Raw genomic sequence first — 24,040 nt, forward strand, 5'->3', positions numbered from 1 at the left:
TATTTCGGCAAGGGCCGCCAGAAACGGCAAAACCGCCCGAAAAGGCGGTTTGGTATTCGGGTGAAAAGACCTTCAATATCTCATGCCGCTTCGCGTTTTGTCATTCGACGCCAGCGGGTGTTGTAGCCGCGACACTGTCGCGTCAATCTGAGCCGATGACGGTTTCTCGTTCCGAGCTACACTGGTTTATATGAACTGAGCCAGGCTGGACATCCTGGCCATCGCTCGGGGAGAGCAGCCATGAATCGGCCACCGCTTCGGTTTCCGCTTCGCGCGACCAGCACCGTGACCGTGCGGAGTTGGCGTTGGCTCAAATGGGGCCTGGCCGCGTTTTTCCTGCTCGCGATGGCGCTGATTGCGCGGCTCGTGCAGATCGAGATCGAGACCTCGCGGCTGCAGGCGCGCTACCTTTCCGAGCTGACCCGCGACGTCGGTTTCTCGGTCGCCGAGGGTCCCAGTCATTCCATCCGCTTTCCGCAAGCCGACAAGGGCCCGTACGATGCGCGCCTCGGCTACGCGCTGTTGCCTGCCATTCAGCAGCGCCTGTTGGAGCATGGCTTCGAAATCAGCTCGCAGGCGCGCGATTCAGAACGCATGCTGTCGCTGGCCGATGACGGCCTGTTCCTGCCTTACGACGAAAAAGACACGGCAGGCCTGCAATTGTTCGACGGCACTGGCGTGCCGCTATACAGCGCTCAGTTTCCGGGCCGCGTGTACGACAGCTTCGACGCGATTCCGCCGCTCGTCGTGAACTCGCTGCTGTTCATCGAAGACCGCTATCTGCTCGATCCGGGTCAGCCGAACCGCAATCCGGCGATCGACTGGGGGCGCTTCAGCCGCGCGCTCGTCGACCAGGGCGCGCGCGTTTTCAATCGTCATCAGCAGACGCCGGGCGGCAGCACGCTCGCGACGCAGATCGAAAAATTCCGTCACTCGGCGGGCGGCCGCACCGCGACGCCGCCGGAGAAGCTGCGGCAAATCGCGTCTGCGTCGGTGCGCGCGTATCTGAATGGACCGCAAACACTGCCCGCGCGCGAACAGATCGTCGTGCACTATCTGAACTCGGTGCCGCTCGCCGCGCAGCCCGGCGTCGGCGAAATCAACGGGATCGGCGATGGTCTCGCCGCCTGGTATGGGCGCGATTTCCGCGAGACCAACCGTCTGCTGAAGGCGCCGTCGACCGACGCGAATCTGCCCGACCAGGGCCTGGCGTTTCGCGAAGTGCTGTCGCTGATGATTGCGCAGCGCGCGCCGTCGTTTTTCCTGCAGCGCGGCTATCCCGAGCTCGAACGGCTGACCGACAGCTATCTGCGGCTGCTCGCGAGTGGCGGCGTGATCACCGCGCAGTTGCGCGACGCGGCGTTGGCGGCGCATGTCGAACTGCATCGCGCGCCGCGCAGCACGCCGGATCTCGGTTCGTTCGTGTCGCGCAAGGCCTTGACGTCGATGCGCTCGCATCTGCTCGCCGCGCTCGGCGTGCGCAGCTTCTATGAACTGGACCGCCTCGACGTGCAGGCGACGGGCACGCTGAACAATGACGTGCAACAGGCCGTCGCCGAGCGCCTCGCCGCCGCCGCGACCAAGGACGGCGCGAAGGCCGCGGGGCTCGTCGGCTACGAAATGCTGCGCGGGTCCGACGATCCGACGCATATCGCCTACAGCTTCACGCTTTTCGAACGGCACGGCGACGCGAACCTCGTGCGCGTGCAGACCGATAGCGTGAACCAGCCGTTCGACATCAATTCGGGCGCGCGCCTGAACCTGGGTTCGACCGCGAAACTGCGCACCGTCATCACGTATCTGCAGATCGTCACCGATCTGCACACCCGTTACGCCTCGCTGAGCAATGCCGAGCTGAAAGCAGTCACGCCCGATCCGAACGATCGGCTGACGCGCTGGGCGATCGACTATCTGCTGCACACGCGCGATCACTCGCTGCAGCCGATGCTCGACGCCGCCGTCGAGCGTAAATACTCGGCGAGCCCCGGCGAAACGTTCTTTACGGGCGGCGGCGCGCAGACCTTCACGAACTTCGAGTCCGACGACAACAGCCGCATCCTGACCGTGCATCGTGCGTTCCAGCATTCGGTGAACCTCGTGTTCGTGCGCCTGATGCGCGATATCGTGCACTATGAAATGGTGCAGACCACCGGGCCGTCATCGGAATGGCTCGGCGATACAGCGACCCGCAAGATGTATTTGACGCGTTTCGCCGATCAGGAAAGCCGCGTGTATATGAAGCGTTTCTACACGAAGTATCACGGCAAGACGCCCGATCAGCAGATCACGCTGTTGCTGCTCGGCGTACGCAAATCGCCGCCGAAAGTGGCGACCGCTCTGCGCAGCGTCGCGCCGGATCAATCGAACGCCTGGTTCAACAAGATGATGTACGCGGCGCTGAAGAACACGCCGTCGGCTTCGATGCTCGACGACGAAGACCTCGCGAATCTGTACGACAAGTACGGCATCAACCGTTTCAATCTGAACGACCGCGGCTATATCTCCAGCGTGCATCCGCTCGAACTGTGGACGCTGAACTATCTGCGCAAGCATCCCGATGCGACGCTCGCGCAGATCGAAACCGCAAGCCAGGACGTGCGACTGTCCACCTACTCGTGGCTCTTCAAGACGCGCTATCACGCGACTCAGGATCGCCGCATCAAGCGCATGGTCGAGCTGCGCGCGTTCGACGCGATCGGCAAATCGTGGCAGGCGCTCGGTTATCCGTTCGCGTCGTTGACGCCGTCGTATGCTGCGGCGATCGGCGCGTCGGGCGATCGTCCGGCGGCGCTCGCGCAACTGATCGGCGTGATCGCGAACGGCGGCAACAAGGTGCCGACCGAAACGCTGACGCAAATCGACTTCGCGAAGGATACGCCGTACGAAACGCATTTCAGGCGCGCGGTGATCGCGCCGCAGCAGCAGGTGTCGCCGGAGATCGCGAGCGAGGTACGGATGCTGTTGCGTGATGTCGTGACGGGGGGTACCGCGAGGCGCCTCGCGCAAGGTATGACGTTCCCGAACGGCGAAACGCTCGAAGTCTATGGCAAGACCGGCACCGGCGATCAGCGCTTGAACGTGTATGCGAAGGGCGCGCGCTTGATCGAGTCGCGCAAGGTGAATCGCAGCGCGACTTTCGTGTTCGCGCTCGGCGACCGCTTCTACGGCACGCTGACCGCGTGGGTGCACGAGCCCTACGCCGCGCGTTACGACTTCACGAGTGCGCTGGCGGTGCAGTTGCTGAAGTCGATGGCTCCGGCGTTGCAGCCGTTGCTCGATAAGCCGGTTCAGAAAACCGTGACGACGGTGCCGGCGCAAGCGCCGCCAGCAGCGACGAAAGTTGCCGCGCACTGAACCGCTTACCGCTCGTCAAAACCCGCCTCCGACGCCGCCGGCTTCAGAAACAGCTCATGGACCGGTGCGAAATGCCCATAGAGCGGCAGAATCGCACCGCCCATCGCGCGGGCGTCGGCGCCGATCGCGCCTTCCAGCAATTGCGGCCGCACCATCCCTTCCCATTCGAAACGATCGAGCACGCGCTCGGTGCGTCGAATGATCTCGCGCAGCAATAGCCGGTCGAATTCGCCGTCGATCACGACGGCTTCGAGATCGAGCAGAGCGGCCGCGTTGGTTAGCGCGTTTGCGATCGCCGGGCACGCGCTATCGAGCCATTGCTCGGTATGCCGCCACAACTCGGGCGACAGCGCGCGATGATCGTGCGCCGCGGCGGCGGGCGCGCCCGCATCGCTGAACAGTTGTTCGAGCACGAAGCCCGATGCCGCGTGCAGCAACTGCCGCGCGGGTTTGCGTGCGCTGCCCTCGCGCAGCGGGATCGAACCGACCGCGCCGGCGTTGTCGTGCGGACCGCCGTGCAGACGGCCGTCGATCACGAGTCCGCCGCCGATGAACGTGCCGACGAACAGATACAGAAAGTTGTGGATGCCGCGGCCCTGGCCCATCACGAGTTCGGCCGCGCACGCGGCCGTGGTGTCTTTGGCGAACTCGACGGGCAGGCCGGTTATCGTCGCGATGCGCGCGCGCAGATCGATGTCGTTCCAGGCTTCGAGCGCGCCGGGCGGCGCGCCGAGAAAGTCGCGCCAGCCGCCGAGCCACAACGGCGCCGCGACGCCGACGCCAACCACTTTGCCGGCCTTCGCACCGAGCGTCTGGTTCACGCGCGCGAGTTTGCTTTCGAGCGCGGGGAACAGCGTTCGCGGGTCGGGATACGCATACTCGAACACGTCGCGGCACACGATGCGCCCGGCGAAGTCCATCGCGAGCACGTCGAGACTGCGGCGTCCGACCTTGATGCCGATCGTGTACGCGCCGTCCGCGCGCAACGCGATCGGCACCGACGGCTGGCCGATCTTGCCGCGCACGCGCGCCTGTTTTTCGAGCAGGCCGTCGGCGATCAGCCGATCGACGATCATCGACACCGTCTGCATCGAAAGACGCGTGAGGCGGCCGACCTCGGCCTTCGGCAGGGGGCCATGCAAGCGGATCGTTTGCAGCACGATCCGCTCGTTGAATTGCCGCATGCCGACCTGATTCGAGCCGACCGTGCGTTTGACCGGCGAACGCGGGCTGGTGCTGGAAGTGTCCATCGTCGTGTATCGGCCTCGTGGCTCAGCGGGTTGAGCGGCGCGTCACGCGATTGCCTTCACGTCGGCTTCCTTCGCGCCGGTCATGATCGCGACCGCTTCCGACATGTGCACGTCCTTCGTATTGACGAGCGCCGCGCGCCGGCCGAGCCGCTGAATATGGATGCGATCGGCGATCTCGAACACGTGCGGCATGTTGTGGCTGATCAGGATCACCGGCAAACCACGATCGCGCACGCGCCGGATCAGTTCGAGCACCATGTTGCCTTCCTTCACGCCGAGCGCGGCGGTGGGCTCGTCGAGAATCACGACGTGACGCGCGAACGCCGCGCTGCGTGCCACCGCGACGCCCTGGCGCTGACCGCCGGACAGCGTTTCGACCGCCTGGCGCATCGAGCGGATGCCGATTTGCAAGTCTTTCATGGCCGCGGTCGCTTCGTCGAGCATGCGGCGCTTGTCGATCATCTTGAACAGCGAGCCGCGCCAGCCTGGCTTCAGCAATTCGCGCGCGAGAAACAGGTTTTCGGCGATGCTCATCGCCGGTGCGACCGCGAGTTCCTGGTACACGGTCTCGATTCCTTGAGCGCGTGCATCGAGGGGACTGCGGAACTTGACCGGTTTGCCGTCGAGCAGAATCTCGCCTTCGTCGGGCACCGTGGCGCCGGAAAGCGCCTTGATCAGCGACGATTTGCCCGCGCCGTTGTCGCCGATCACCGCGAGGATTTCGCCCGGCAGCACTTCGAAATCGCAACCGTCGAGCGCGGTCACGTTGCCATATCGTTTGACGAGCCCGCGTGCTTGCAGAACCGGCATGCCGGCGGACGTGGAAGGGGAGGTGGAGGTCAGCATGACAAGGCTCCTGTGCGGGATCAACGGCCGCGGTGCGAGAGTTTATCGGCGGCGACCGCGAGAATCACGAGGATGCCGGTGATCAAGACCTGGTACACCGAGGACACACCGATCAGCGTCAGGCCGTTACGGAACACGCCGACGATCAGCGCTCCGAGCAAGGTGCCGACGATCGATCCGCGTCCGCCGAACAGACTCGTGCCGCCGAGCACGACCGCGGTGATGCTGTCGAGGTTCTCGGTTTGCCCGGCCTGCGGGTCGCCGACGCCGGTGCGCGCTACCGACAGCAGCGCGGCGATGCCATAGATCGCGCCGGCGAGCGTGTAGACGATCAGCAGAATCCGCTGCGACGACAGGCCCATCAGCCGCGCGGCCTCGGCGTTGTTGCCGAGCGCGTACAGATGCCTGCCGGGCACTGTGTCGCGCAGCACGAACCACGTGGCCAGATACATCAGCAGCGTCAGCACGGTGCCGTACGTGACTTCCGCCGGTCCGAGCCTGAACGTGCTGCCGAAGAACATGATCGCGTCGGGCAGGTTCGACACGCTTTCCGCGTTCGAGTAGATCTGCGTGAGCGCAAACGCGATGTTCAGCGTACCCAGCGTGACGATGAACGCGGGAAGTTTGATGCGTGTGATCAACAGACCGTTCAGTAAGCCGAACAATGTGCTGGCGCCGATGCCGCATAGGATTGCGAGAATGGGTGGCACGCCGAGCACGACCGCGAACTTGGTCATGATGATCGAGCCGAAGGCCATCACCATGCCGCAGGACAGATCGATGCCACCGGTCAGGACGATCAGCGTCTGGCCGATCGCGATGACCGCGACGACCATCGTCTGTTGCAGGATCAGCGACAGGTTCTGGAACGATAGAAAGCGGCTGCTCTGCGAAATAAAGAATGCACAGGCCAGCACCAGCGCGATCAACGGTCCGATTTCGGTCAGCGATGGCAGATGCTCAGAGAAAGACGGGCGCGGGCGGCCGGCGGGCGCGGAAGGGGTCGACATGATGGCAGTCCTCGGTACATGAGCGTGACCTGAAGGTCACGCGGCGAATCAGATGGCGGCCCGCTACGACGCGCAACGGGCCGCTGTGCAATGCGCGTTACTTGCCCCAGCAGTTATCGAGGCCGAACTTCGTGTCCTTGCTATCGACGCCGGACATCGGTCTATCGGTGATCAGCGTGACGCCGGTGTCCTGATACCCGGAGACCTTCTTGCCGGTCTTCGCGTAATCGACGCCGGCGCTGACGCCGAGCGAGGCCATCTTCAGCGGATACTGCTGCGAGGTCGCCGCGATCGCGCCGGCCTTCACATTGCGCACGCCTTCGCAGCCGCCGTCGATCGACACGATCATCACGCCCTTGTCCTTGCCCGCCGCCTTCAGCGCGCGATACGCGCCGGCCGCGGCCGGTTCGTTGATCGTGTAGACCACGTTGATATCGGGTGCCTTCTGCAGGCAGTTTTCCATCGCGGTCTGGCCTTTCGCCTGATCGCCGCGCGTGTCCTGGCTGCAGACGATCGACGCATCGCCTTCCTTGACACCGAAGCCTTCGAGGAAGCCGTTGTGACGCAGCACGCCGACCGACACGCCTGGTGCGAGATCGAGCGTGGCGATCTTCGCGGGTTTGCCGTTCAGCGCGGCCTTCGCATATTTGCCGATCAGCACGCCGGCCTTGAAGTTGTCGGTCGCGAAGAGGGCGTCGGTCGCGTCCTGCGGATCGGTCGGCGTATCGAGCGCGACAACCATCACGCCGGCCGCGCGCGCCTTCTTGATGCTCGGCACGATCGCCTTGGTGTCGCTCGGCGTGATCAGGATCGCTTTCGCGCCGGCCGTCATCATGTTTTCGATCGCGGTGACCTGGCTCGCGTTGTCGCCGTCGAACTTGCCGGCGGCCGTGATCAGTTTCGCGCCGTCCTTCGACGCGGTCGCGTCCGCGCCTTGGCGCATCTTGACGAAGAACGGGTTCGTATCGGTCTTCGTGATCAGGCCGATGACGGGCTGGTCGGCGGCCTGACTCGCGCTCGCGCACCACAGCGCCGCTGCCGCGGCACACATCGACACGATTGTCCTGACGACAGGACGCCTGTGGGAATTCAGATTCATGAGACGCTCCTCCAGTTATTGGCAACGACGTGTGAGACTGCTGATAGATCGAAACTGCAAAGTTGCTGGGTCGACGTTCGGCGATGACGCTTCGATTCGACGTGGTCCGAAGGAAATCACCTAAATCACTTTGGTTGATTTAGTACAGCAGGCGCGCAACCGATCGTCAAGGAAATGTGAAAGCGGAAAATTGCCGCGCGGCGCCCCGCGTGCAGGCTGTAAGGCGTGCGTGATAAGGCTTTGAGGGCGTGTTGCGGTGCGAAGCAGCGTGTTTGGGCTTCGGGAAAGTCCTGGATCGACTGAAAGCTATTTGAAGCCTGAGCGATGGCTTTTAAACACACTTCGCGGCACGTAACGCGCTTTTTCGGGGTTCGCTGAATCCGGAGGCGCGGTCGCGGCGGAACAGCTCTTGCTCGCGTCGACAGGACGTGAACCTGTCGGAGAGACCCATGCCTTCGCATTGGTGGCAGCGACGACTCGGCTCCCGCGCATCGCTGAGCGCCGCCGCCCTGGTGATCGGCGTTCTGTACGCGGGCAGCACGATGGTCACGCCGCTCTATCCGCTCTATCAACGCCGGTTCGGCTTGTCCGAGCTGACGATCACGCTCGTGTACGCGACCTACGTGATCGGCAACCTCGGCGCGTTGTTTTTATTCGGTCGCGTATCCGACCAGGCCGGCCGTCGATCGGTCACTCTGCTGGTGCTCGCAGCCGCGATCGCGAGCACGATGTGCTTTCTATTCGCCACGCATGCGACATGGCTGTTCGTCGCCCGAGCGGCAAGCGGACTCGCGATCGGCGTCGGTGCCGCCACGGCGACCGCGTGGATCGCGGAATTGCACGCCGGCGCCGACAAGGCGCCCGCCAGCCGTCTTGCCGCGGCGGTCAATCTGGCCGGGCTCGGAGTGGGGCCGCTGCTGACCGGACTGCTCGCGCAGTTCGCGCCCTGGCCGTTGCACACGGTGTTCGTCGTTTATCTGTTGACGCTTCTGGTCACCGCGGCGTTGGCGGCGCTCGCATGCGAAACCGTGCAGGAGCGCGCCCGGACGTTTGCACAGGTGTCGTTCGCGCCGCGCATCGGCGTACCCGCGCGATTGCGCGTGGCATTCGTCGTGCCTGCCGTCACCGCATTCGCGACCTTCGCGCTGCTCGGCTTTTTCGCGGCGCTGCTGCCCAATCTGATCGCGAACAGCATGCATCTGCATAGCCCCGCGCTGAGCGGGGCGCTCGTCGCCGAACTGTTCGCCGCGAGCACGATCACGGTGATGGTCACGTCGAAACTCGCCGCCCGCACCGCGATGTTCGCCGGTCTCTGGCTGTTGCCGCCGAGTCTGGCGTTGCTGCTGTGGGCGCAGGTCGCCGCGTCGATCGTGGTGCTGAGCGCGGCGACGGCGTTGTGTGGCATCGCAGCCGCGCTCGGGTTTCGCGGCAGCTTGCAGGAGGTCAACCGGATCGCGCCCGCGGACCAACGCGCCGAATTGCTATCGGCGTATCTGCTGTGCTGTTACACCGGCAACTCGTTGCCGGCGGTCGGCATAGCGCTGCTGTCGACGCGGGTCGGGCATTTGTGGGCGAACGTCGCGTTCGCGGCGGTGTCCGCGGTATTGGCCTGCATTGCGTTGGCGGTCGGTGCGCGTGTGCCTCGTCACGCGAGTTGATGCGCGGCAAGCCGACTGAGCGTCGGCGACTACACGTTGCGTCGTGGCTGCTACTGCCACATCAACGCGAGCGGGGCGCGGCCGTCGATGCGCGCACGACCAGTTTCGGCTCGGACGAAATCCGCATTGGCACGTGCGCTGGCACGTCCCCCACGGCGCGTCCAGCTTGCCCGTACGACGTCTCGATCAGCTCGCGCAGCAGTTCCACCGCAAGTACCGCTACCTCGACCGTCGGTACTGCCACCGTCGTCAGCGCGGGACGCGACTCGCGCGCGAGCTGGATGTCGGTGATGCCGATTACAGACAGATCGTGCGGCACGCGCAGGCCGAGGTCCGCCGCCGCGTGCATCGCGCCGAGCGCGGGCAGGTCGTTGGTCGCGAAGATCGCGCTCAGCTGCGGATCGGCTTCGAGCAGCGCGCGCGTCGCAAGGTAGCCGCCGTGGATCGTGTCGACCGCGTGCCGCACGCGATTCCTCGTCACGCCGGCCGCACGCAACGCGTCGACGAAACCCTCGTAGCGCGCCGCGTGAATGCCCGACGCCTTGCTGCCGACGATCGCACCAAAGCGCCGATGCCCGAGTTCGAGCAGATGCTCGCCGGCCAGCTTGCCGGCCAGCCTGAAATCGACCGCGACGCACGGCAACCCGGGCGGCTCGCTGGGCCGCTCCCACATGCACAGCACGACTGGTGTGCCGCGCGCTTCGGTCTTGTGCAGATCGGCGAAATCCAGGTTCGCGTTGGTCACGAGCACACCTTCGGAAAGCGTGCCGGCGATCTGGTCGAGGTACGCGCGGCCACTGAGCGGATCCTCGTTGGTATTGCAGATGATCACGAAGTGGCCGCTCGCGCGCGCGGCGCGTTCGACCGCGAGCGCAAACTCGGGATAGAACGGATTCGCGATGCTCGACACCATCAGCGCAAGCGTCGGCGCGCGGCCTTCGGCGAGCGCGCGCGCGGCGAGATGCGGGCGATAGCCGAGCGCCGCGACCGCGTCGAGCACGCGTTGCCGCGTCGTTTCGCCGACGCGGCCGCGATTGCGCAGCACGTTGGACACCGTGGCAGGCGTGACGCCGGCGTGACGCGCGACTTCGCTGAGTGTAGGCATGATAAGGTCAGTATTTGGGATGGCTGTCCGGCATTTGCATCGCGGCGCGAGGCGCGGCAACATCTGCGCTCGAACCAGGTACAAAACGATATCGGAGACAGACCCAACGACCGCCTTGCGGTCGATTTTTTCGGTCACGCTGATTAAGCGCTTAATCTCCGACTTCGCGCCGATTAAATCACGGAGTCGATGCAATGGCGAGCATTTCGTTACGAGGCGTGCAGAAGGCGTATGGCGACGGTGCGCCAGTGATTCGCAACGTCGATCTGGACATCGGTGAAAACGACTTCTGCGTGTTTCTCGGCCCGTCGGGCTGCGGCAAATCCACGCTGCTGCGCATGATCGCCGGACTCGAAGACGTGACCGACGGCGACCTGTCGATCGGCGGAAAGATCGTCAACGACGTGCCGGCCGCGCAACGCGGCGTCGCAATGGTGTTCCAGAGCTATGCGCTGTTTCCGCACATGAGCGTGTTCGAGAACATGGCGTTCGGCCTGAAACTCGCGAAGACCCCGAAAGATGAAATCGAGCGCAAGGTGCATGAAGCCGCGCGCATCCTGCAACTCGAGGCACTGCTCGAGCGCAAGCCGAAGGCGCTGTCGGGCGGGCAGCGGCAGCGCGTCGCGATCGGCCGCGCGATCGTGCGCGAGCCCGGCGTGTTTCTGTTCGACGAACCGCTGTCCAATCTCGATGCAACCTTGCGCGGACAAACGCGCGTCGAGATCGCACGCCTGCATAAGCAGTTCGCGAAGGCGAGCGTGGTCTACGTGACGCACGATCAGATCGAAGCGATGACGCTCGCCGACAAGATCGTGCTGCTGCATTCGGGCAAGGACACCGAGCGCTACGGCAGCATCGCGCAGATCGGCGCGCCGCTCGAGTTGTATCACCGCCCGAAAAGCCGCTTCGTGGCCGGCTTTATCGGCTCGCCGCGAATGAATTTCCTGCCGGGCAAGGTGGCCTCGCTCGATGCGCAAGGCGTGCTCGTCACGCTCGATCACACCGGCGAGGACGTGCGCGTGCCGGTCAGCAGCGCGGGCTTGCAGCAGGCGCAGCCGGTCACGCTCGGCGTGCGTCCCGAGCATCTGGAGTTCGTCGATGCATCGGCCGCGTCGCAAGACGGCGTGCTCGCGCGCACCGTATCGCTCGTCGAGCAGCTTGGCGAACACAGCTACGTGCACCTCGATCAACCCGGCGGGGCCGTGCTGATCGCGAAGGCGCCGGGCAACACGCGCCTCGCCCCAGGCGATCGCGCGAGCCTGCGGGTGCCACGTACCGCCTGTCATCTGTTTACCGAGGACGGCTTCGCGGCCGCGTCGCTCGAATCCGTCGAACACTACGCTTGAAGAACATTGGGGACACAGGGATGCGTTTAGGAGTCTGTTATTACCCGGAGCACTGGCCCGAGTCGATGTGGGAAGACGACGCGCGCCGGATGAAAGCGCTCGGCATCGAGCAGGTGCGAATTGCAGAATTCGCGTGGAGCCGCATCGAGCCGACGCCCGGCGAATACGATTGGGGCTGGCTCGATCGCGCCGTCGACGTGCTCGGCGCGGCTGGCCTGAAGGTCGTCATGTGTACGCCGACCGCGACACCGCCGAAGTGGCTGATCGATCGTCATCCGGATATCCTGCCGGTCGGCGCCGATGGACGCCCACGCGCGTTCGGCTCGCGGCGTCATTACGACTTCTCGTCGCCCGCGTATTTCGAGGCGTCGCGCCGTATCTGCACGGCGGTGGCCGAGCGCTACGGCAAGCATCCGGCGGTCGCTTTCTGGCAGACCGATAACGAATTCGGCTGTCATTACACGGTGGTCAGCTATTCGCCGGCCGCGCTCGCGCGCTTTCGCGAGTGGCTGAAAGCACGTTATCGCACGATCGAGGCGTTGAACGAAGCATGGGGCACGGTGTTCTGGAGCATGGAGTACCGCGGCTTCGAAGAAATCGACGCGCCGGTCGGCACCGTGACCGAGGCGCATCCGTCGCATCGGCTCGACTACCGGCGCTTCGCATCCGACGAAGTGGCGCGCTACAACCGCATGCAGGTCGAGATCATTCGCGCGCATTCGCCGGGCCGGCCGGTCGCGCACAACTTCATGCAGCTCTTCACCGAATTCGATCACTACAAGGTCGCGGCCGATCTCGACGTCGCGACGTGGGACAGCTATCCGCTCGGCGCGCTCGAAGAACAGTGGTTCGCGCCGGAAATCAAGGCGCGCTGGTTGCGTACTGGTCATCCGGATTTCGCGTCGTTCAATCACGACGTGTATCGCGGCATGTCGAAGCGGCCGCTGTGGGTGATGGAGCAGCAGCCGGGGCCGGTGAACTGGGCGCAGTGGAACCCGGCGCCGCTGCCGGGCATGGTGCGGCTGTGGAGCTGGGAAGCGTTCGCGCACGGCGCGGGCTGCGTGTCGTACTTCCGCTGGCGTCAGGCGCCGTTCGCGCAGGAGCAGATGCATGCGGGGCTCAACACGCCCGATAACCGGCTCGACGTCGGCGGCAATGAAGCCTCGCAGGTGGCGTCGGAAATCCACAAGGTGCTCGCGGCAAATGCCGATGCGAATGCGTCGATCCGCTCGAAAGTCGCGCTCGTCTACGACTACGAAGCGAAGTGGCTGTTCGAGATTCATCCGCAGGGCGCGGATTTTCACTATCCGCGCTTCGCGTTCGAGTACTACTCGGCTTTGCGCTCGCTCGGACTCGACGTCGATGTCGTGCCGGCCGATGCATCGTTCGATGGCTATAGCCTCGTCGTCGTGCCGCCGCTGCCGGTGGTGCCCGACGATTTCGCCGAACGTCTCGCGCGCTCGGGCGCGCAGGTCGTGCTCGGCCCGCGCACCGGATCGAAGACGCGCGACCTGCGGATTCCGGCGAATCTGCCGCCTGGCGCATTGACGTCGGTGTTGCCGCTGCGCGTGTGGCGCGTCGAATCGATGCGGCCGAACGTAACCGAAGCGGTAGTGCTCGAACAGCAGGGCGGTGCCGCCGATGGCTTCGCGCGACACTGGCGCGATTTCATCGACAGCGATGCATCATCCTCGTTCGACGTGCGCGCGCGTTTCGCGGACGGTCATCCCGCGTACGTGCGAAGCGGCGCGTTCCACTACCTCGCGAGCCTGTTCGACGACGCGCTAACGGTGCATCTGTTCGCGCAGATCGCACAGGAAGCGGGCCTCGAAACGCAGGCGCTCGGCGACAGCGTGCGCATCAGCCGACGCGGCGCGCTGACCTATGTGTTCAACTATGGCGATCAAGCCCGCACGCTCGACCACATTCCCGACGACGCTTTGGTGATAGGTTCACGCGAGTTGGCGCCGCAAGGTGTAGCGATCTACCGCTCGTAATAGAAGTCCAGTCGTAGCAACTCCACGCAGTCATTCGAAACAGAAGCGACAACGTCGCAAAAACCTTGGCATAAAGGAGACAGTCAGGATGAAACTGAAACCACGCAAGATTCTTTTGGCGCTCGCGCTGGCCGCGGTCGCCGCGGGGACCTCCGTCGTCAGCACCGCACAGGCGGGCACACTCGCGCTGAACATCGCGTACAAGGGCGCGAGCCAGCGCGCGGTGTGGCAGCAGGTGGTCGACGAGTTCAAGAAGGCGCATCCCGATGTCGACGTGAAGGTGTCGTTCATCGACGAGGAGGCCTACAAGGTTCAGTTGCCGGGTTGGCTTTCGACTGTCGCACCCGATATCGTCAACTGGCACGACGGCGAACGGATGGCCTATTACGCGCAGCGTGGTCTGTTCGATGATCTGAGTGGCGACTGGCAGAAGAACGGCTGGAGCGGCATGTATGCGTCGACGAAGGAAGCATCGTCGTACAAGGGCAAGCAGTATGCCGCGCCGACCGTGTACTACTCGTGGGGGATGTTCTATCGCAAGGATCTGTTCGAGAAGGCCGGCATCAAGGGCGAGCCAAAAACATGGGACGAGTTTCTTGACGCCGCGAAAAAGCTCAAGGCCGCCGGCATTACGCCGATCGCGGTGGCGGGCCGCGACGCCTGGACGCTCGCCGGCTGGTTCGACTATCTCGATCTGCGTCTGAACGGCAACGCGTTCCATCAGAAGCTGATGGCCGGCGAGATTCCGTACACCGATCCGCGTGTGAAGAAGGTCTATACGACATGGAAGCAGCTAATCGACGACGGCTACTTCATCAACAATTCACTGTCCTACGATCTCGACGCGGTGCAGCCGTTCCTGTTCCAGGGCAAGGCGGCCATGATGCTGATGGGGACGTTCATTGCGGCCGGTTTTCCGGACAACGTGAAGCCGCAAATGGGCTACTTCCAGTTCCCGATCATCGACTCCAAGGTGCCGACCGCCGAAGATGGGCCGGTCGAATCGCTGCATATTCCGTCGAAGGCGAAGAACAAGACCGATGCGCACACGTTCCTTGCTTTCGTCGCGACGCCCGAGATCGGCGAACAACTCGCAAAGGGGCTCGGCTCGTTGTCGGCGAATAGCAAATCGCCGGAGCCTGAAGAACCGATTTCGAAGATCGGTTTCCAGATCCTGTCGAATACGAAGGGCGGTATCGCGCAGTTCTACGATCGCGACATGACGAAGGAAATGGCCGACGAAGGGATGAAGGGGATGCAGCAGTTCGTCTCCGATCCGTCGAAACTTGACGACATCCTCGCGCAGCTCGAGCAGACGCGTCAGCGTATCTACAAGAAGTGAGCGGCGGCGGCCGCAAGGCCGCTGTCCGACGCATTGCGTTGTATCAGATCGGATCGGGAGATTGATCGTGTCGCATTCCGTCAGCCGTCATAGCGTCGACGGTCCTGTTGAATCCGGTGGGCCGAGCTTGCCGGCGCCGGGCGGCGCGCTTGGCGGCGCACTGGTCGCGTCGCGCCGGCGCGGCCCGACGCCGACCGCGCGGCGGCAGCGGCGCGCCGCGTTCCTGTTTCTCGCGCCGGCCTGCTTCATGGTGGCCGTGTACGTGGTGTGGCCGATTCTCTCGACGATCCGCCTGAGCTTCTTCAACTGGGACGGGATGACCGAGCCGACCTTCATCGGTCTCGCGAACTATATCGAGCTGGTCCATACGCCGACGTTCTATACGGCGCTGAGGAACAACCTGATCTGGCTCGTGCTGTTCCTGCTCGCACCGCCAATGGGGCTCGCCGTCGCGCTGTATCTGAACCAGGCGGTGGCCGGTATCCGCATCGTCAAGTCGCTGTTTTTCGCGCCGTTCGTGTTGTCGGGCGTGGTGGTCGGGCTGATCTTTTCGTGGTTCTACGATCCGACCTTCGGCCTGCTCGCGATGATGCTCGGCCGCGGCGTGCCGGTGCTCGGCGATCCGCGCTATGCGACCTTCGGCATCGTGTTCGCGGCACTGTGGCCGCAAACCGCGTATTGCATGATTCTTTACCTGACCGGCTTGACCACGTTGAACGCCGAGCAGATCGAAGCCGCGCGAATGGAAGGCGCGCAGGGCTGGTCGATGCTGTGGCATGTGATCCTGCCGCAGTTGCGGCCCACGACGTTCATGGCGATCGTCGTGACGATCATCGGCGCGCTGCGCAGCTTCGATCTGATTTCGGTGATGACGGGCGGCGGTCCGTTCGAAAGCTCGACGGTGCTTGCCTATTTCATGTACGACCAGGCAATCAAGTATTACCGCATCGGCTATTCGGCGGCGATCGCGGTGGTGCTGTTCGGCATCATGCTCGTGTACATCGTCTATCACCTGCAGCGGATGCTGCGCGCCGAGCAATAAGGAGCCGCTGATGTTTCCGATTCCGATCGACAAATGGAAGCCGGCCACGCGCCGTGCATACAAACTGACGTTGCCGATTGCACTCCTGATCTGGCTGTTGCCGATGATCGCGGTGCTGGTTACGTCCGTGCGTTCGACCGAAGAACTAAGCGAGGGCAATTACTGGGGATGGCCGAAGCGCTTCGCGATGTTCGACAACTATCGCGAGGCGTTGACGACGTCGCCGATGCTGCATTACTTCTGGAACAGCGTGCTGATCACGGTGCCTTCGGTAGTGGGCTCGATCGCACTCGCGGCGATGGCGGGCTTTGCATTGGCGATCTATCGCTTTCGTGGCAATTCCACGTTGTTCGCGACGTTCGTCGCGGGCAACTTCGTGCCGATCCAGGTGTTGATGATTCCGGTGCGCGATCTGTCGTTGCAACTCGGGCTGTTCAATACCGTGAGCGCGCTGATTCTGTTTCATGTGTCGTTCCAAACCGGCTTTTGCGCGCTGTTTCTGCGCAACTTCATCAAGCAGCTGCCGTTCGAACTGGTCGAGGCGGCGCGCATCGAAGGGGCGAACGAATGGACCGTGTTCTTCAGGATCGTGCTGCCGCTGATTCGTCCGGCGCTCGCGGCGTTGGCGATCCTCGTGTTCACGTTCGTGTGGAACGACTATTTCTGGGCCCTGTGTCTGACGCAAGGCGATGACGCCGCGCCGATCACGGTCGGCGTGGCCGCGCTGAAAGGGCAGTGGACGACCGCGTGGAATCTCGTTTCGGCGGGATCGATTCTGGCGGCGCTGCCATCGGTGATGATGTTCTTCGCGATGCAGAAGCATTTTGTCGCGGGACTGACGTTTGGCGCGACGAAGGGGTAGATGTTGGCGCGTGGCGATGCTGCGCAGAGAAGGGTTGCCCGCGCAAGCGGGCTTTTTTTCGGCGTGCTCGATTGCTGCCCGCCTGCTGGCTTATCAATCAACGCTTTCACGATGCCGCATTGTTCCGACTCGGAGATTCCTTAACAAGGCAACTTCTGCTACCGGTATTGCTGCTACCCCTATCTCTGGTTTGTCGAGGTCATGGCCCGCGCGAAACATTCGCTGGGAAAACCAGGTCGCGGCCGCAGGTTCACCCGCTCGCGGCCCATCGGATAAGATACGGCCCGCCATGCATTTTTAGAACGGAAGGAGTGGTTTCAATGATCGAACCGAGCAACGTTTTCAAGGAAAATCTCGCCAGAATGCCGGCAATCGACGGCATCGCACGCATCGATCTGGTCAACGGCCGCGGTGCCGTGGTCGCTAGCATCGAGAACAAACCGGGCAAGCAGGGCTCGCTCGCGGTGTACAACTACCTGCGCGGCGCGTTCGGCACGCTCGACGCGAAGGCGGCCGAACACGGCCTCGCGCTGTTCGCCGAGCATACGGACGACGCGCGCAACCGTCCGGGCGCCCATCCGAACGTCGATCACCTGCTGGCGATTGCCGCCGGCGGCGAGGCATTGCGCATCGACGTGGTTCCGGCAGCTTAAGGCCGCTCGAGTCTTTTCCGCTTCCACAAGCTAGACGTTTTCCTACCGCTGTCGCAAATTCCGACTCCCCGGCGACGGGATTTGCGGCCTGCCAGTGCTGAGTGCCCGGTAAAAACCCTCGTTTTTCTCGAACCCCCCGGATTAGCTTCAGATTCGGCTTCTGTTCGGCGAATTGAAACGCCGGGGGGCGGCGCACACTGAGTTCGTCCCGTCGCGTATATCGCGCTTTTCCGTCAGGAGCCCCGGATGTCTTCCCGTCACAACAAACCCCGCCGGTTCGACGCCGACCTGCCTGAACTCACCACCTCGGAATGGGATCAGCCGACGCTGGGTCCTGACGACCTCGCAATGCGCGAACTGCAACGCGGTTCCGAAGCCATCCTGCGTCTCGCCACGCAGGCACACGCGGCCGTCGCCCGAAGCGACGAAGCGGGTGCGCAAGCCGCGCGCCAATCGCTCGAAACGCAGCTGACGTTCACCACCGCCCTGATCGATGAGCTGCTGTTCGGTGCGCCCGAGCGCTCCACGCTGCATTGACGGCGAACGCGGCAGCAAACCCAGTACTAACCCGCAGTCCCGAAGTTCCGGAAGCTGACATGAGCGCTTTGACCGTCTTTCTTTGCATCTGGGCCATGATCGCGTTTTGCGCGGTCCTGTTCATCCGCGGCGCGAGTCCGCGCGTCGAGCCTGAGGGACAACAGCCGCGCGCCCGTCCGTCGCGCTATTCGATCGCCGAGTGACGCGCACGTCAGACGACGCGGAATCAACGGGGTAACATGAAGAGCGCCGGCGCCACTGCCGGCCGGCACCGACGATGTTCCCCCGGAGGTTCTCGTATGGACACACATTCGATTCTCGGCATGCTGCATGCCGAAGAGGCTTTGCTGGTCTCCATCGTGCGGTCGCTGCCTGACGACATCAAGCGCAAAATCGCCAACGATTTTCACGAGCAGGCGGAACTCGCCGAAAGCTCGCATCTGAATCCCACCACGAACCGCGAAACGAGCGACGCGTTCAAGGCCCATGTCCGGCGTCTGTCGAACATGCTTGCTTCGTTGTCTTGACCCGGCCGCGATCTGTCGCGCGATCTGAAAGCTGGCGACCGCGTGAGCGCCGTCTTCGACACCAGTAGCGACAACGGCAAAGACGCAGCGCGCGAACCGCTCGCGGTGCGCATCGTAGGGGGCTCGACCGCGCACGACGTGTTCCTTCACAAGAATCCGCAAGGTCAACCGCTCTACTACTCGAAAGACGGCGTCAACACGGGGCCCGCGTTCGAGCGACCTGCCGCAGAAGAAGGCGCTTGCCGCCGATGAATTGCGGCAGTTCGAGTTGCGGGTCGCGCAATTGACCGCGCTGCTGTAAGCCATTTGTCGTCTCAACTTTGCGACGCGCCGGTCCGCCTGACCCAGGTACTCTTTCGTCGCATCGCGCTCCGGCGATTCTGGCCGATACGTGTCGCAAACCTTGACCTGTCAATCCGCGTTCGGGTATTCCCGCGCACGTCGAACGACGTGTGCGAACCAGCACGAGCTCGTCGGAACATTCGCGCGGCGTCTCATTTCCGATGCATCGCGTGCGATCAGGCCCGCTTCGAAGTGCATCGGTACGCATTCGTCCATACCTGGCAACGCTTTGTCCCAGCATGGCATAGCCGTTGCAATAAGTCCGGCACAAGAACTACACATGTTGCAGCCGGAATTTCACGCAGTGAACAAATGCCGACGGCAGCAAACGTCTTCGCGATTCGCGCTCGGGAGCCTGGCGCAACATGCGAAGTACGGCGGGGCCACCACCAAACGGATGTCGACAAACAACGACGACGCAAGCGGACGATACGGCTGTATTTAACGTCCGCTCGCGATCGTGACGGCGTGAAGCGATGACCCCGCCATTTTTTTTGTGCTTGCGGGTGCAGCCGAATGCGCGGCGGCCCGAGCGAAAGGGCGCTTGCGCGCGGACCAGCGGACTGCGAAGATCATGCTAACGCTCCTCTACACGGTATGCAGCCGCTGCATCAGGGAATGCTATGTTAGCGTCGAGCCCGTTTCCGGCATTGCTGCACCACGCGAGCCTGTGGCTGCAAGGCTGTGCGCTCGTGCTGGTCATAATGGGACTCGGCGCGTTGCTCGAGCGCCGCTGGCCGGCCGCATTGCTGCAATCGCGCGCAGGGCAGCGTCTGAACATGGCGTACGCGGGCCTGTATCTGGCGTTGGTTGAAGCCACGAAGCCGCTGACCGCGGCCGCAAGCGTCGCGATCGTGAATGCACTCGGCGGCGGCATGGTGGTGCTGGTGTCGCACGGGTGGGGCGCGCTCGCTTCGTTCGTGATCGTACTGTTGACGATCGATTGCCTCGAATACGCGTTTCATCGCTTGCAGCACACGTGGCCCATCTTGTGGAAGCTGCATTCGCTGCACCATAGCGCGGTGGATTTCAACGTGACGATCACGTTGCGGCATCACTGGATCGAAGTGCTCATCAAGGGCTGCCTGCTTTATCCGCTCGTCGGGGTACTGTTCAAGGTCGAGCCGTGGATCGTCGGTGCGACGTCGATCGTGTTCATGTTCGGCAACTACTTCGCGCATCTAAATTTGCGCGTGGACCTCGGCCGCTACGTCACGTGGGTCAACAATCCGCAGTATCACCGTTTGCATCACTCGATTCGCGCCGAGCATCTCAATCACAACTTCACGCAGCTATTGCCGATGTGGGATCACGTGTTCGGCACGCGCTGGGTGCCCGCGAAACACGAGTGGCCCGCCACCGGTCTCGACGATGGCACGCAGCCGAGCTCACTGCTCGGCGCGTTCAGCTGGCCATTGGGTCAGCATGCAGGACGCGATGCGTTACCCGTTCGCAAGCCGCTTGCCGTGCTCGACAAGAAAGCGAAATAGCACTGGCTAAGCGGGTTGCGCGCCGCGCACCGCCTTGCCGCCCAGCAGCGACACGATCAGCGTGGCCATGACGAGCACACCCAAGGCCGCGCGCAAGCCGAGCACGCCGGCGCCGAAACCGATCAGCGGCGGCCCGACCAGAAAGCCCGCATAGCCGAACGTGGCCGCCATCGACACGCCGATCGCCGGCGTCGCGCTCGAACGACCCGCCGCGCTGAAAATCACCGGAACGATATTCGCGAGACCGATGCCGACCATCGCGAAGCCGACGCAGGCGGTCAGCACCGTCGGCAGGCTCAGCACCAGCGCGAGTCCGGCGAACGCGATCAGACCGCCGAGCGCGACGACCTTGCTCGAGCCGAAGCGCCGCACCGACGCGTCGCCTGCGATCCGGCACGCCGCCATCGAAAACGCGAACGCGGAGTAGCCGATCGCGGCAATGCTCGCTTCCTGGTTCAACGTGGAGCGCAGGTACACCGCGCTCCAGTCGGCCACCGCGCCTTCCACGAGCATGCACATGAACGCGAGCAGCGCCAGTTTCATCACGGCGCTGTCGGGCCACGCGAAGCCGCTCGACGCGGCGGCCGCGCGGGGACCGATATCGCGCAACGCAAACCATGCAGCGAAAATGATCAGGGCCGCGATGAACAGATCGGGGACGAGCAGCCCGCCCAGGACGCCGACGCCGCCTTTCTGCAGCATCGCGCCGCTCGCCGCGCCGAGCAGTCCGCCCGCGCTCCACGCGGCATGAAACGACGACATGATCGGCGCGCGCCAGCGTGTTTCGATCGCGCTCGCATGTCCGTTCATCGACACGTCGAGCGCGCCATTCGACGCGCCGAGCGCAAACAGCACCACGCACAACGTCAGCATGCCGGGCGCGACCGCGGGCAACGGCAGCGCGATCGCGAACGCCGCGCCGAGCAGCGCGGTGGCGCGGCCGCTGCCGACGCGCGGCGCGAGCTGTCCCGCGAGCGGCATCGCAACGATGGCGCCGAGCGCGAAGCAGAAAAGCGCGATGCCGAGCGAGGTGTCGCTGAGCGCCAGGCTTTCCTTGATGCGCGGCACCTCGACCGCCCATGCGCCGATGCCGAAACCGTTGGCGAGAAAGACGGCGAGCGTCGCGATGCGTTCCCTGACGAGTGAGTTCATGGGCGTGCCACCATCACGTTATCGCAGACGGCCTCGAGGCTCGCGATACGCGCGCCCGGTACGTCCGCTTCGACGAACAGATAATCGACCGACGAAGCCGGCGCTACCGCGAACGGCGCCGCGGTAATCAGCTTTTCCGAGGTCAGCGCGATGGCGATCTGGCCGCTCGCTTTGACCATCGCGCGTTTCAGTTCTGCATCTTCAGCGTGGAATGCGGCGACGCCTTCGTCGGGATCGAAGGCGCAGGCGCCGAGAAAACAGAGATCCGCGCGGATCTGCTGGACCTGCAGCAGCGCGGTCGCGCCGAGCGAGCCCGCCGCGCCCCCGGCGATGCGGCCGCCGATCAGTATCACGTCGATCCCCGGTCGGTTCAGCAGCCGCGCGCACGCGTCGGGCGAATTGGTGACGACGGTCAGGCCGGCGTCGTCGGGCAGCGCCGCCGCGATCGCGACGTTCGTCGAACCCGCGTCGAGCAGCACGATCTGCTTCGGACGAACGATCGACACGGCCGCCGCGGCAAGGCGTGCCTTGCGATCGACGGCCTCGTGCATGCGCAGCGCCGCGGGTTTGTCTGCTGGCGACATCAGCAGCGCACCGCCATACACCCGCTTGCAGTGGCCTTGATCCGCGAGATCGCGCAGATGGCGACGCACCGTGTGCTCGGAGACCTGCAGTTCGGCGGCAAGCTCGGCCGCGAGCACGCGACCATGCGTGCGCAATCGCTCCAGAATCAGCGCTTCGCGCTGCTCCGGTAGTAGCCCGTTGATCGCTTCTTCCCGGGTTCGCTGCATGGGTCTCGTCTCCGTTTCGGTGCAAATCGATCATAAACGAGCAAAATGTATCGTAAACGCTCGTGAAGCGCAAGCGCAGCCTCACGCGGCTTGCCCTGGTTTCAGGCGACTTCGTTCAATTTCGGTCGCGAGTCACGGCCGAAAACCAGCCGATCGAGCAGCCACACCGCGACGAGCGTCGCGCCCATCAGCGGGAACACGACGCCGAGCAGCACGAGGCCGGCTTTCCAGCCATGCATGGGCGGCGCGGCGCGCTCGCGCGACGGCGCGCCGAGCGAGCGTTGCGGCCGGCGTTTCCACCACATCACGAAGCCGGTCACAGCGAGCGCGGCAAGGCCGAGCGAAATGGCCGCGCACAGTATCTGATTCGCGACGCCGAAGTAGCGTCCCATATGCAGCGACGTGCCGTACGACACGGCCTTCGCGATCGCCCCGTAATCGCCGTAGCGAATGTCCTTCAGGATCGCGCCGCTGTATTGGTCGACGTACAGCGTGCGTTCGTCTCGCGGATTCGCGGGAAACCAGGAAAGCGTGTAGACGCCGGTTGCGGAATTCGGCAGCACGATGCTGTAGCCGTCCGAGATGCCGAGCGACGCGGCGAGCGCAACGATATGACCGAGCGACAGAGGCTGTGCCGCGTCGCTGTTCGAGGAAGAGGGCACGCTGGAGTTGCCCGCGGCCCACGGCGTCAGCGGCAACGGCAGATCGTCCATCACCATGCCGGGCATCGAGTCCATGTCGGCATGCGTGGCATGCGCGCTCGTGCCGCTCGCGTGGTCGGCCTGTTCTGATTGCGCTCCTGGCACGATGGAGCGCAATGGCAAACCGCCCCACGCGCCCGGCGGCGCGCCCAGCTTCGTCGCGGTCGCAAACGCCTTGAACTGCTTGCCCCATGAGCCGGTCCACGGCAGACCGGTCAATACGAACGCCAGCGCGCCCAGCGCGAGCCAGATGCCGATCACCGCGTGAAGACTTTTCCATAGCGGACGTCCTCTCAGCGCCAGGCGCGGCAGAAGCACAGCGCGCGCGGTCGTTTTGCCGCGCGGCCACCATAGCGCGATGCCGGTGCCGATCATCACGAGCGTCCAGCATGCGGCCAGTTCCATCAGCAGCTCGCCGGGCTTGCCGAGCAGCAGCTTGCGATGAATCAGGCGATCCACCTGCATCAAGCGACGCTCGACGCTCAGCGTGCCCAGCACATCGCCGTTGTATGGATTCAGATAGACGCTCTGCTGCGTGCCGTCCGCGAGCCGAAACACGAATTCGGCGCTGCGTTGCGGATCGCGTGTGATCGCGGCGGTCGTCGCGACCGAGCCGGGCGGCAGCGCCGCGCGCGCTCGCGCGAGCAGCATGCTGTCGGGCAGTCTCGCCACCGCTTGCGGTGCAACGACCATTTGCTGCCGATACAGCAGCGGCTCGATCTGCGGCTGGAAGCAATAGAGCGTGCCGGTGATGGCGAGCACGAGCAGAAACGGCATCACGAACAGGCCCGCATAAAAATGCCAGCGCCACAGTGTTCTATAGCCTGGATGTGCGGGGCCGCTGGCGGCGGCAGCGGCCGTACTGTTCTGCGTACGTACGGGTTCGGCGGTTGGAGTCGTGGACATGAAATCCTCGTCGGGCAAATGGGGCGATGG

At 64.1% G+C, this 24,040-nt stretch carries 21 protein-coding genes; 13 read left to right on the forward strand and 8 right to left on the reverse strand.

What is annotated here, in order from left to right; genetic code table 11:
* Positions 1-240: 240 nt before the first annotated feature.
* Complete coding sequence (locus tag AB4Y34_RS00295) at positions 241-3,354, forward strand: transglycosylase domain-containing protein (RefSeq protein ID WP_368714876.1); 3,114 nt, start codon at positions 241-243, stop codon at positions 3,352-3,354.
* 5 nt (positions 3,355-3,359) lie between these two features.
* Here AB4Y34_RS00295 and AB4Y34_RS00300 read toward each other — a convergent pair whose 3' ends face one another.
* The 4 genes from AB4Y34_RS00300 to AB4Y34_RS00315 form a co-directional block, all read right to left on the reverse strand.
* Entirely contained in the window at positions 3,360-4,604 is a 1,245-nt protein-coding gene (locus AB4Y34_RS00300; protein ID WP_176120224.1) for an ROK family transcriptional regulator, read from the reverse strand.
* Between the two features lie 42 nt (positions 4,605-4,646).
* Positions 4,647-5,414, reverse strand: coding sequence for an ATP-binding cassette domain-containing protein (locus tag AB4Y34_RS00305; RefSeq protein ID WP_176379565.1), 768 nt, complete (start codon positions 5,412-5,414; stop codon positions 4,647-4,649).
* 56 nt (positions 5,415-5,470) lie between these two features.
* A complete protein-coding gene (locus AB4Y34_RS00310; protein WP_176106521.1) occupies positions 5,471-6,460 on the reverse strand; it encodes an ABC transporter permease in 990 nt (329 codons plus the stop codon).
* 97 nt (positions 6,461-6,557) lie between these two features.
* Positions 6,558-7,559: a sugar ABC transporter substrate-binding protein gene (locus AB4Y34_RS00315; RefSeq protein WP_176379362.1), complete on the reverse strand. Its 1,002-nt coding sequence runs from the start codon at positions 7,557-7,559 to the stop codon at positions 6,558-6,560.
* A 449-nt stretch (positions 7,560-8,008) separates the two neighbouring features.
* On the opposite strand from AB4Y34_RS00315, the gene AB4Y34_RS00320 reads away from it, so the two are divergent.
* Complete coding sequence (locus AB4Y34_RS00320) at positions 8,009-9,217, forward strand: MFS transporter (RefSeq protein ID WP_176379363.1); 1,209 nt, start codon at positions 8,009-8,011, stop codon at positions 9,215-9,217.
* Positions 9,218-9,278: 61 nt separating this feature from the next.
* Here the strand turns inward: AB4Y34_RS00320 and AB4Y34_RS00325 are convergent, their stop codons facing one another.
* A complete protein-coding gene (locus AB4Y34_RS00325) occupies positions 9,279-10,322 on the reverse strand; it encodes a LacI family DNA-binding transcriptional regulator (RefSeq protein WP_176379365.1) in 1,044 nt (347 codons plus the stop codon).
* A 194-nt stretch (positions 10,323-10,516) separates the two neighbouring features.
* On the opposite strand from AB4Y34_RS00325, the gene AB4Y34_RS00330 reads away from it, so the two are divergent.
* The 11 genes from AB4Y34_RS00330 to AB4Y34_RS00380 all read left to right on the forward strand — a co-directional run bounded on the left by AB4Y34_RS00330 (position 10,517) and on the right by AB4Y34_RS00380 (position 20,460).
* Complete coding sequence (locus AB4Y34_RS00330; protein ID WP_176379366.1) at positions 10,517-11,668, forward strand: ABC transporter ATP-binding protein; 1,152 nt, start codon at positions 10,517-10,519, stop codon at positions 11,666-11,668.
* A gap of 20 nt (positions 11,669-11,688) precedes the next feature.
* A complete protein-coding gene (locus tag AB4Y34_RS00335; RefSeq protein ID WP_368714877.1) occupies positions 11,689-13,665 on the forward strand; it encodes a beta-galactosidase in 1,977 nt (658 codons plus the stop codon).
* A gap of 88 nt (positions 13,666-13,753) precedes the next feature.
* Positions 13,754-15,007, forward strand: coding sequence for an ABC transporter substrate-binding protein (locus AB4Y34_RS00340; RefSeq protein WP_368714878.1), 1,254 nt, complete (start codon positions 13,754-13,756; stop codon positions 15,005-15,007).
* Between the two features lie 61 nt (positions 15,008-15,068).
* Positions 15,069-16,049, forward strand: a complete 981-nt coding sequence (locus AB4Y34_RS00345) for a carbohydrate ABC transporter permease (protein ID WP_176379369.1) — start codon at positions 15,069-15,071, stop codon at positions 16,047-16,049.
* 10 nt (positions 16,050-16,059) lie between these two features.
* A complete protein-coding gene (locus AB4Y34_RS00350; protein ID WP_368714879.1) occupies positions 16,060-16,911 on the forward strand; it encodes a carbohydrate ABC transporter permease in 852 nt (283 codons plus the stop codon).
* A gap of 320 nt (positions 16,912-17,231) precedes the next feature.
* Entirely contained in the window at positions 17,232-17,564 is a 333-nt protein-coding gene (locus AB4Y34_RS00355) for a DUF2322 family protein (RefSeq protein WP_176379372.1), read from the forward strand.
* Between the two features lie 246 nt (positions 17,565-17,810).
* Positions 17,811-18,101 carry a hypothetical protein gene (locus tag AB4Y34_RS00360; protein WP_176120235.1) on the forward strand — a complete coding sequence of 97 codons (291 nt, stop codon included), beginning with the start codon at positions 17,811-17,813 and terminating at the stop codon, positions 18,099-18,101.
* Positions 18,102-18,160: 59 nt separating this feature from the next.
* Positions 18,161-18,304 (forward strand): hypothetical protein, encoded by a 144-nt coding sequence (locus tag AB4Y34_RS00365; protein ID WP_368714880.1) that lies wholly within the window; start codon positions 18,161-18,163, stop codon positions 18,302-18,304.
* 96 nt (positions 18,305-18,400) lie between these two features.
* Entirely contained in the window at positions 18,401-18,628 is a 228-nt protein-coding gene (locus tag AB4Y34_RS00370; RefSeq protein ID WP_176106509.1) for a hypothetical protein, read from the forward strand.
* Between the two features lie 42 nt (positions 18,629-18,670).
* Positions 18,671-18,880 (forward strand): hypothetical protein, encoded by a 210-nt coding sequence (locus AB4Y34_RS00375; RefSeq protein WP_368714881.1) that lies wholly within the window; start codon positions 18,671-18,673, stop codon positions 18,878-18,880.
* Between the two features lie 713 nt (positions 18,881-19,593).
* Positions 19,594-20,460, forward strand: coding sequence for a sterol desaturase family protein (locus AB4Y34_RS00380; protein WP_368714882.1), 867 nt, complete (start codon positions 19,594-19,596; stop codon positions 20,458-20,460).
* Between the two features lie 6 nt (positions 20,461-20,466).
* On the opposite strand, the gene AB4Y34_RS00385 is transcribed toward AB4Y34_RS00380, so the two are convergent.
* The 3 genes from AB4Y34_RS00385 to AB4Y34_RS00395 form a co-directional block, all read right to left on the reverse strand.
* Positions 20,467-21,612 carry an MFS transporter gene (locus AB4Y34_RS00385; protein ID WP_368714883.1) on the reverse strand — a complete coding sequence of 382 codons (1,146 nt, stop codon included), beginning with the start codon at positions 21,610-21,612 and terminating at the stop codon, positions 20,467-20,469.
* Positions 21,609-22,403 carry a DeoR/GlpR family DNA-binding transcription regulator gene (locus AB4Y34_RS00390; RefSeq protein WP_368714884.1) on the reverse strand — a complete coding sequence of 265 codons (795 nt, stop codon included), beginning with the start codon at positions 22,401-22,403 and terminating at the stop codon, positions 21,609-21,611. Before AB4Y34_RS00390 ends, AB4Y34_RS00385 begins: the two co-directional genes overlap by 4 nt.
* Positions 22,404-22,504: 101 nt before the next feature.
* On the reverse strand, positions 22,505-24,010 hold the full coding sequence (locus AB4Y34_RS00395; protein ID WP_368714885.1) for a PepSY-associated TM helix domain-containing protein: 1,506 nt from the start codon (positions 24,008-24,010) through the stop codon (positions 22,505-22,507).
* Positions 24,011-24,040 lie beyond the last annotated feature (30 nt).

This window comes from Paraburkholderia sp. BR10954, assembly GCF_040965775.1.
Taxonomy (GTDB): Bacteria; Pseudomonadota; Gammaproteobacteria; order Burkholderiales; family Burkholderiaceae; genus Paraburkholderia; species Paraburkholderia youngii.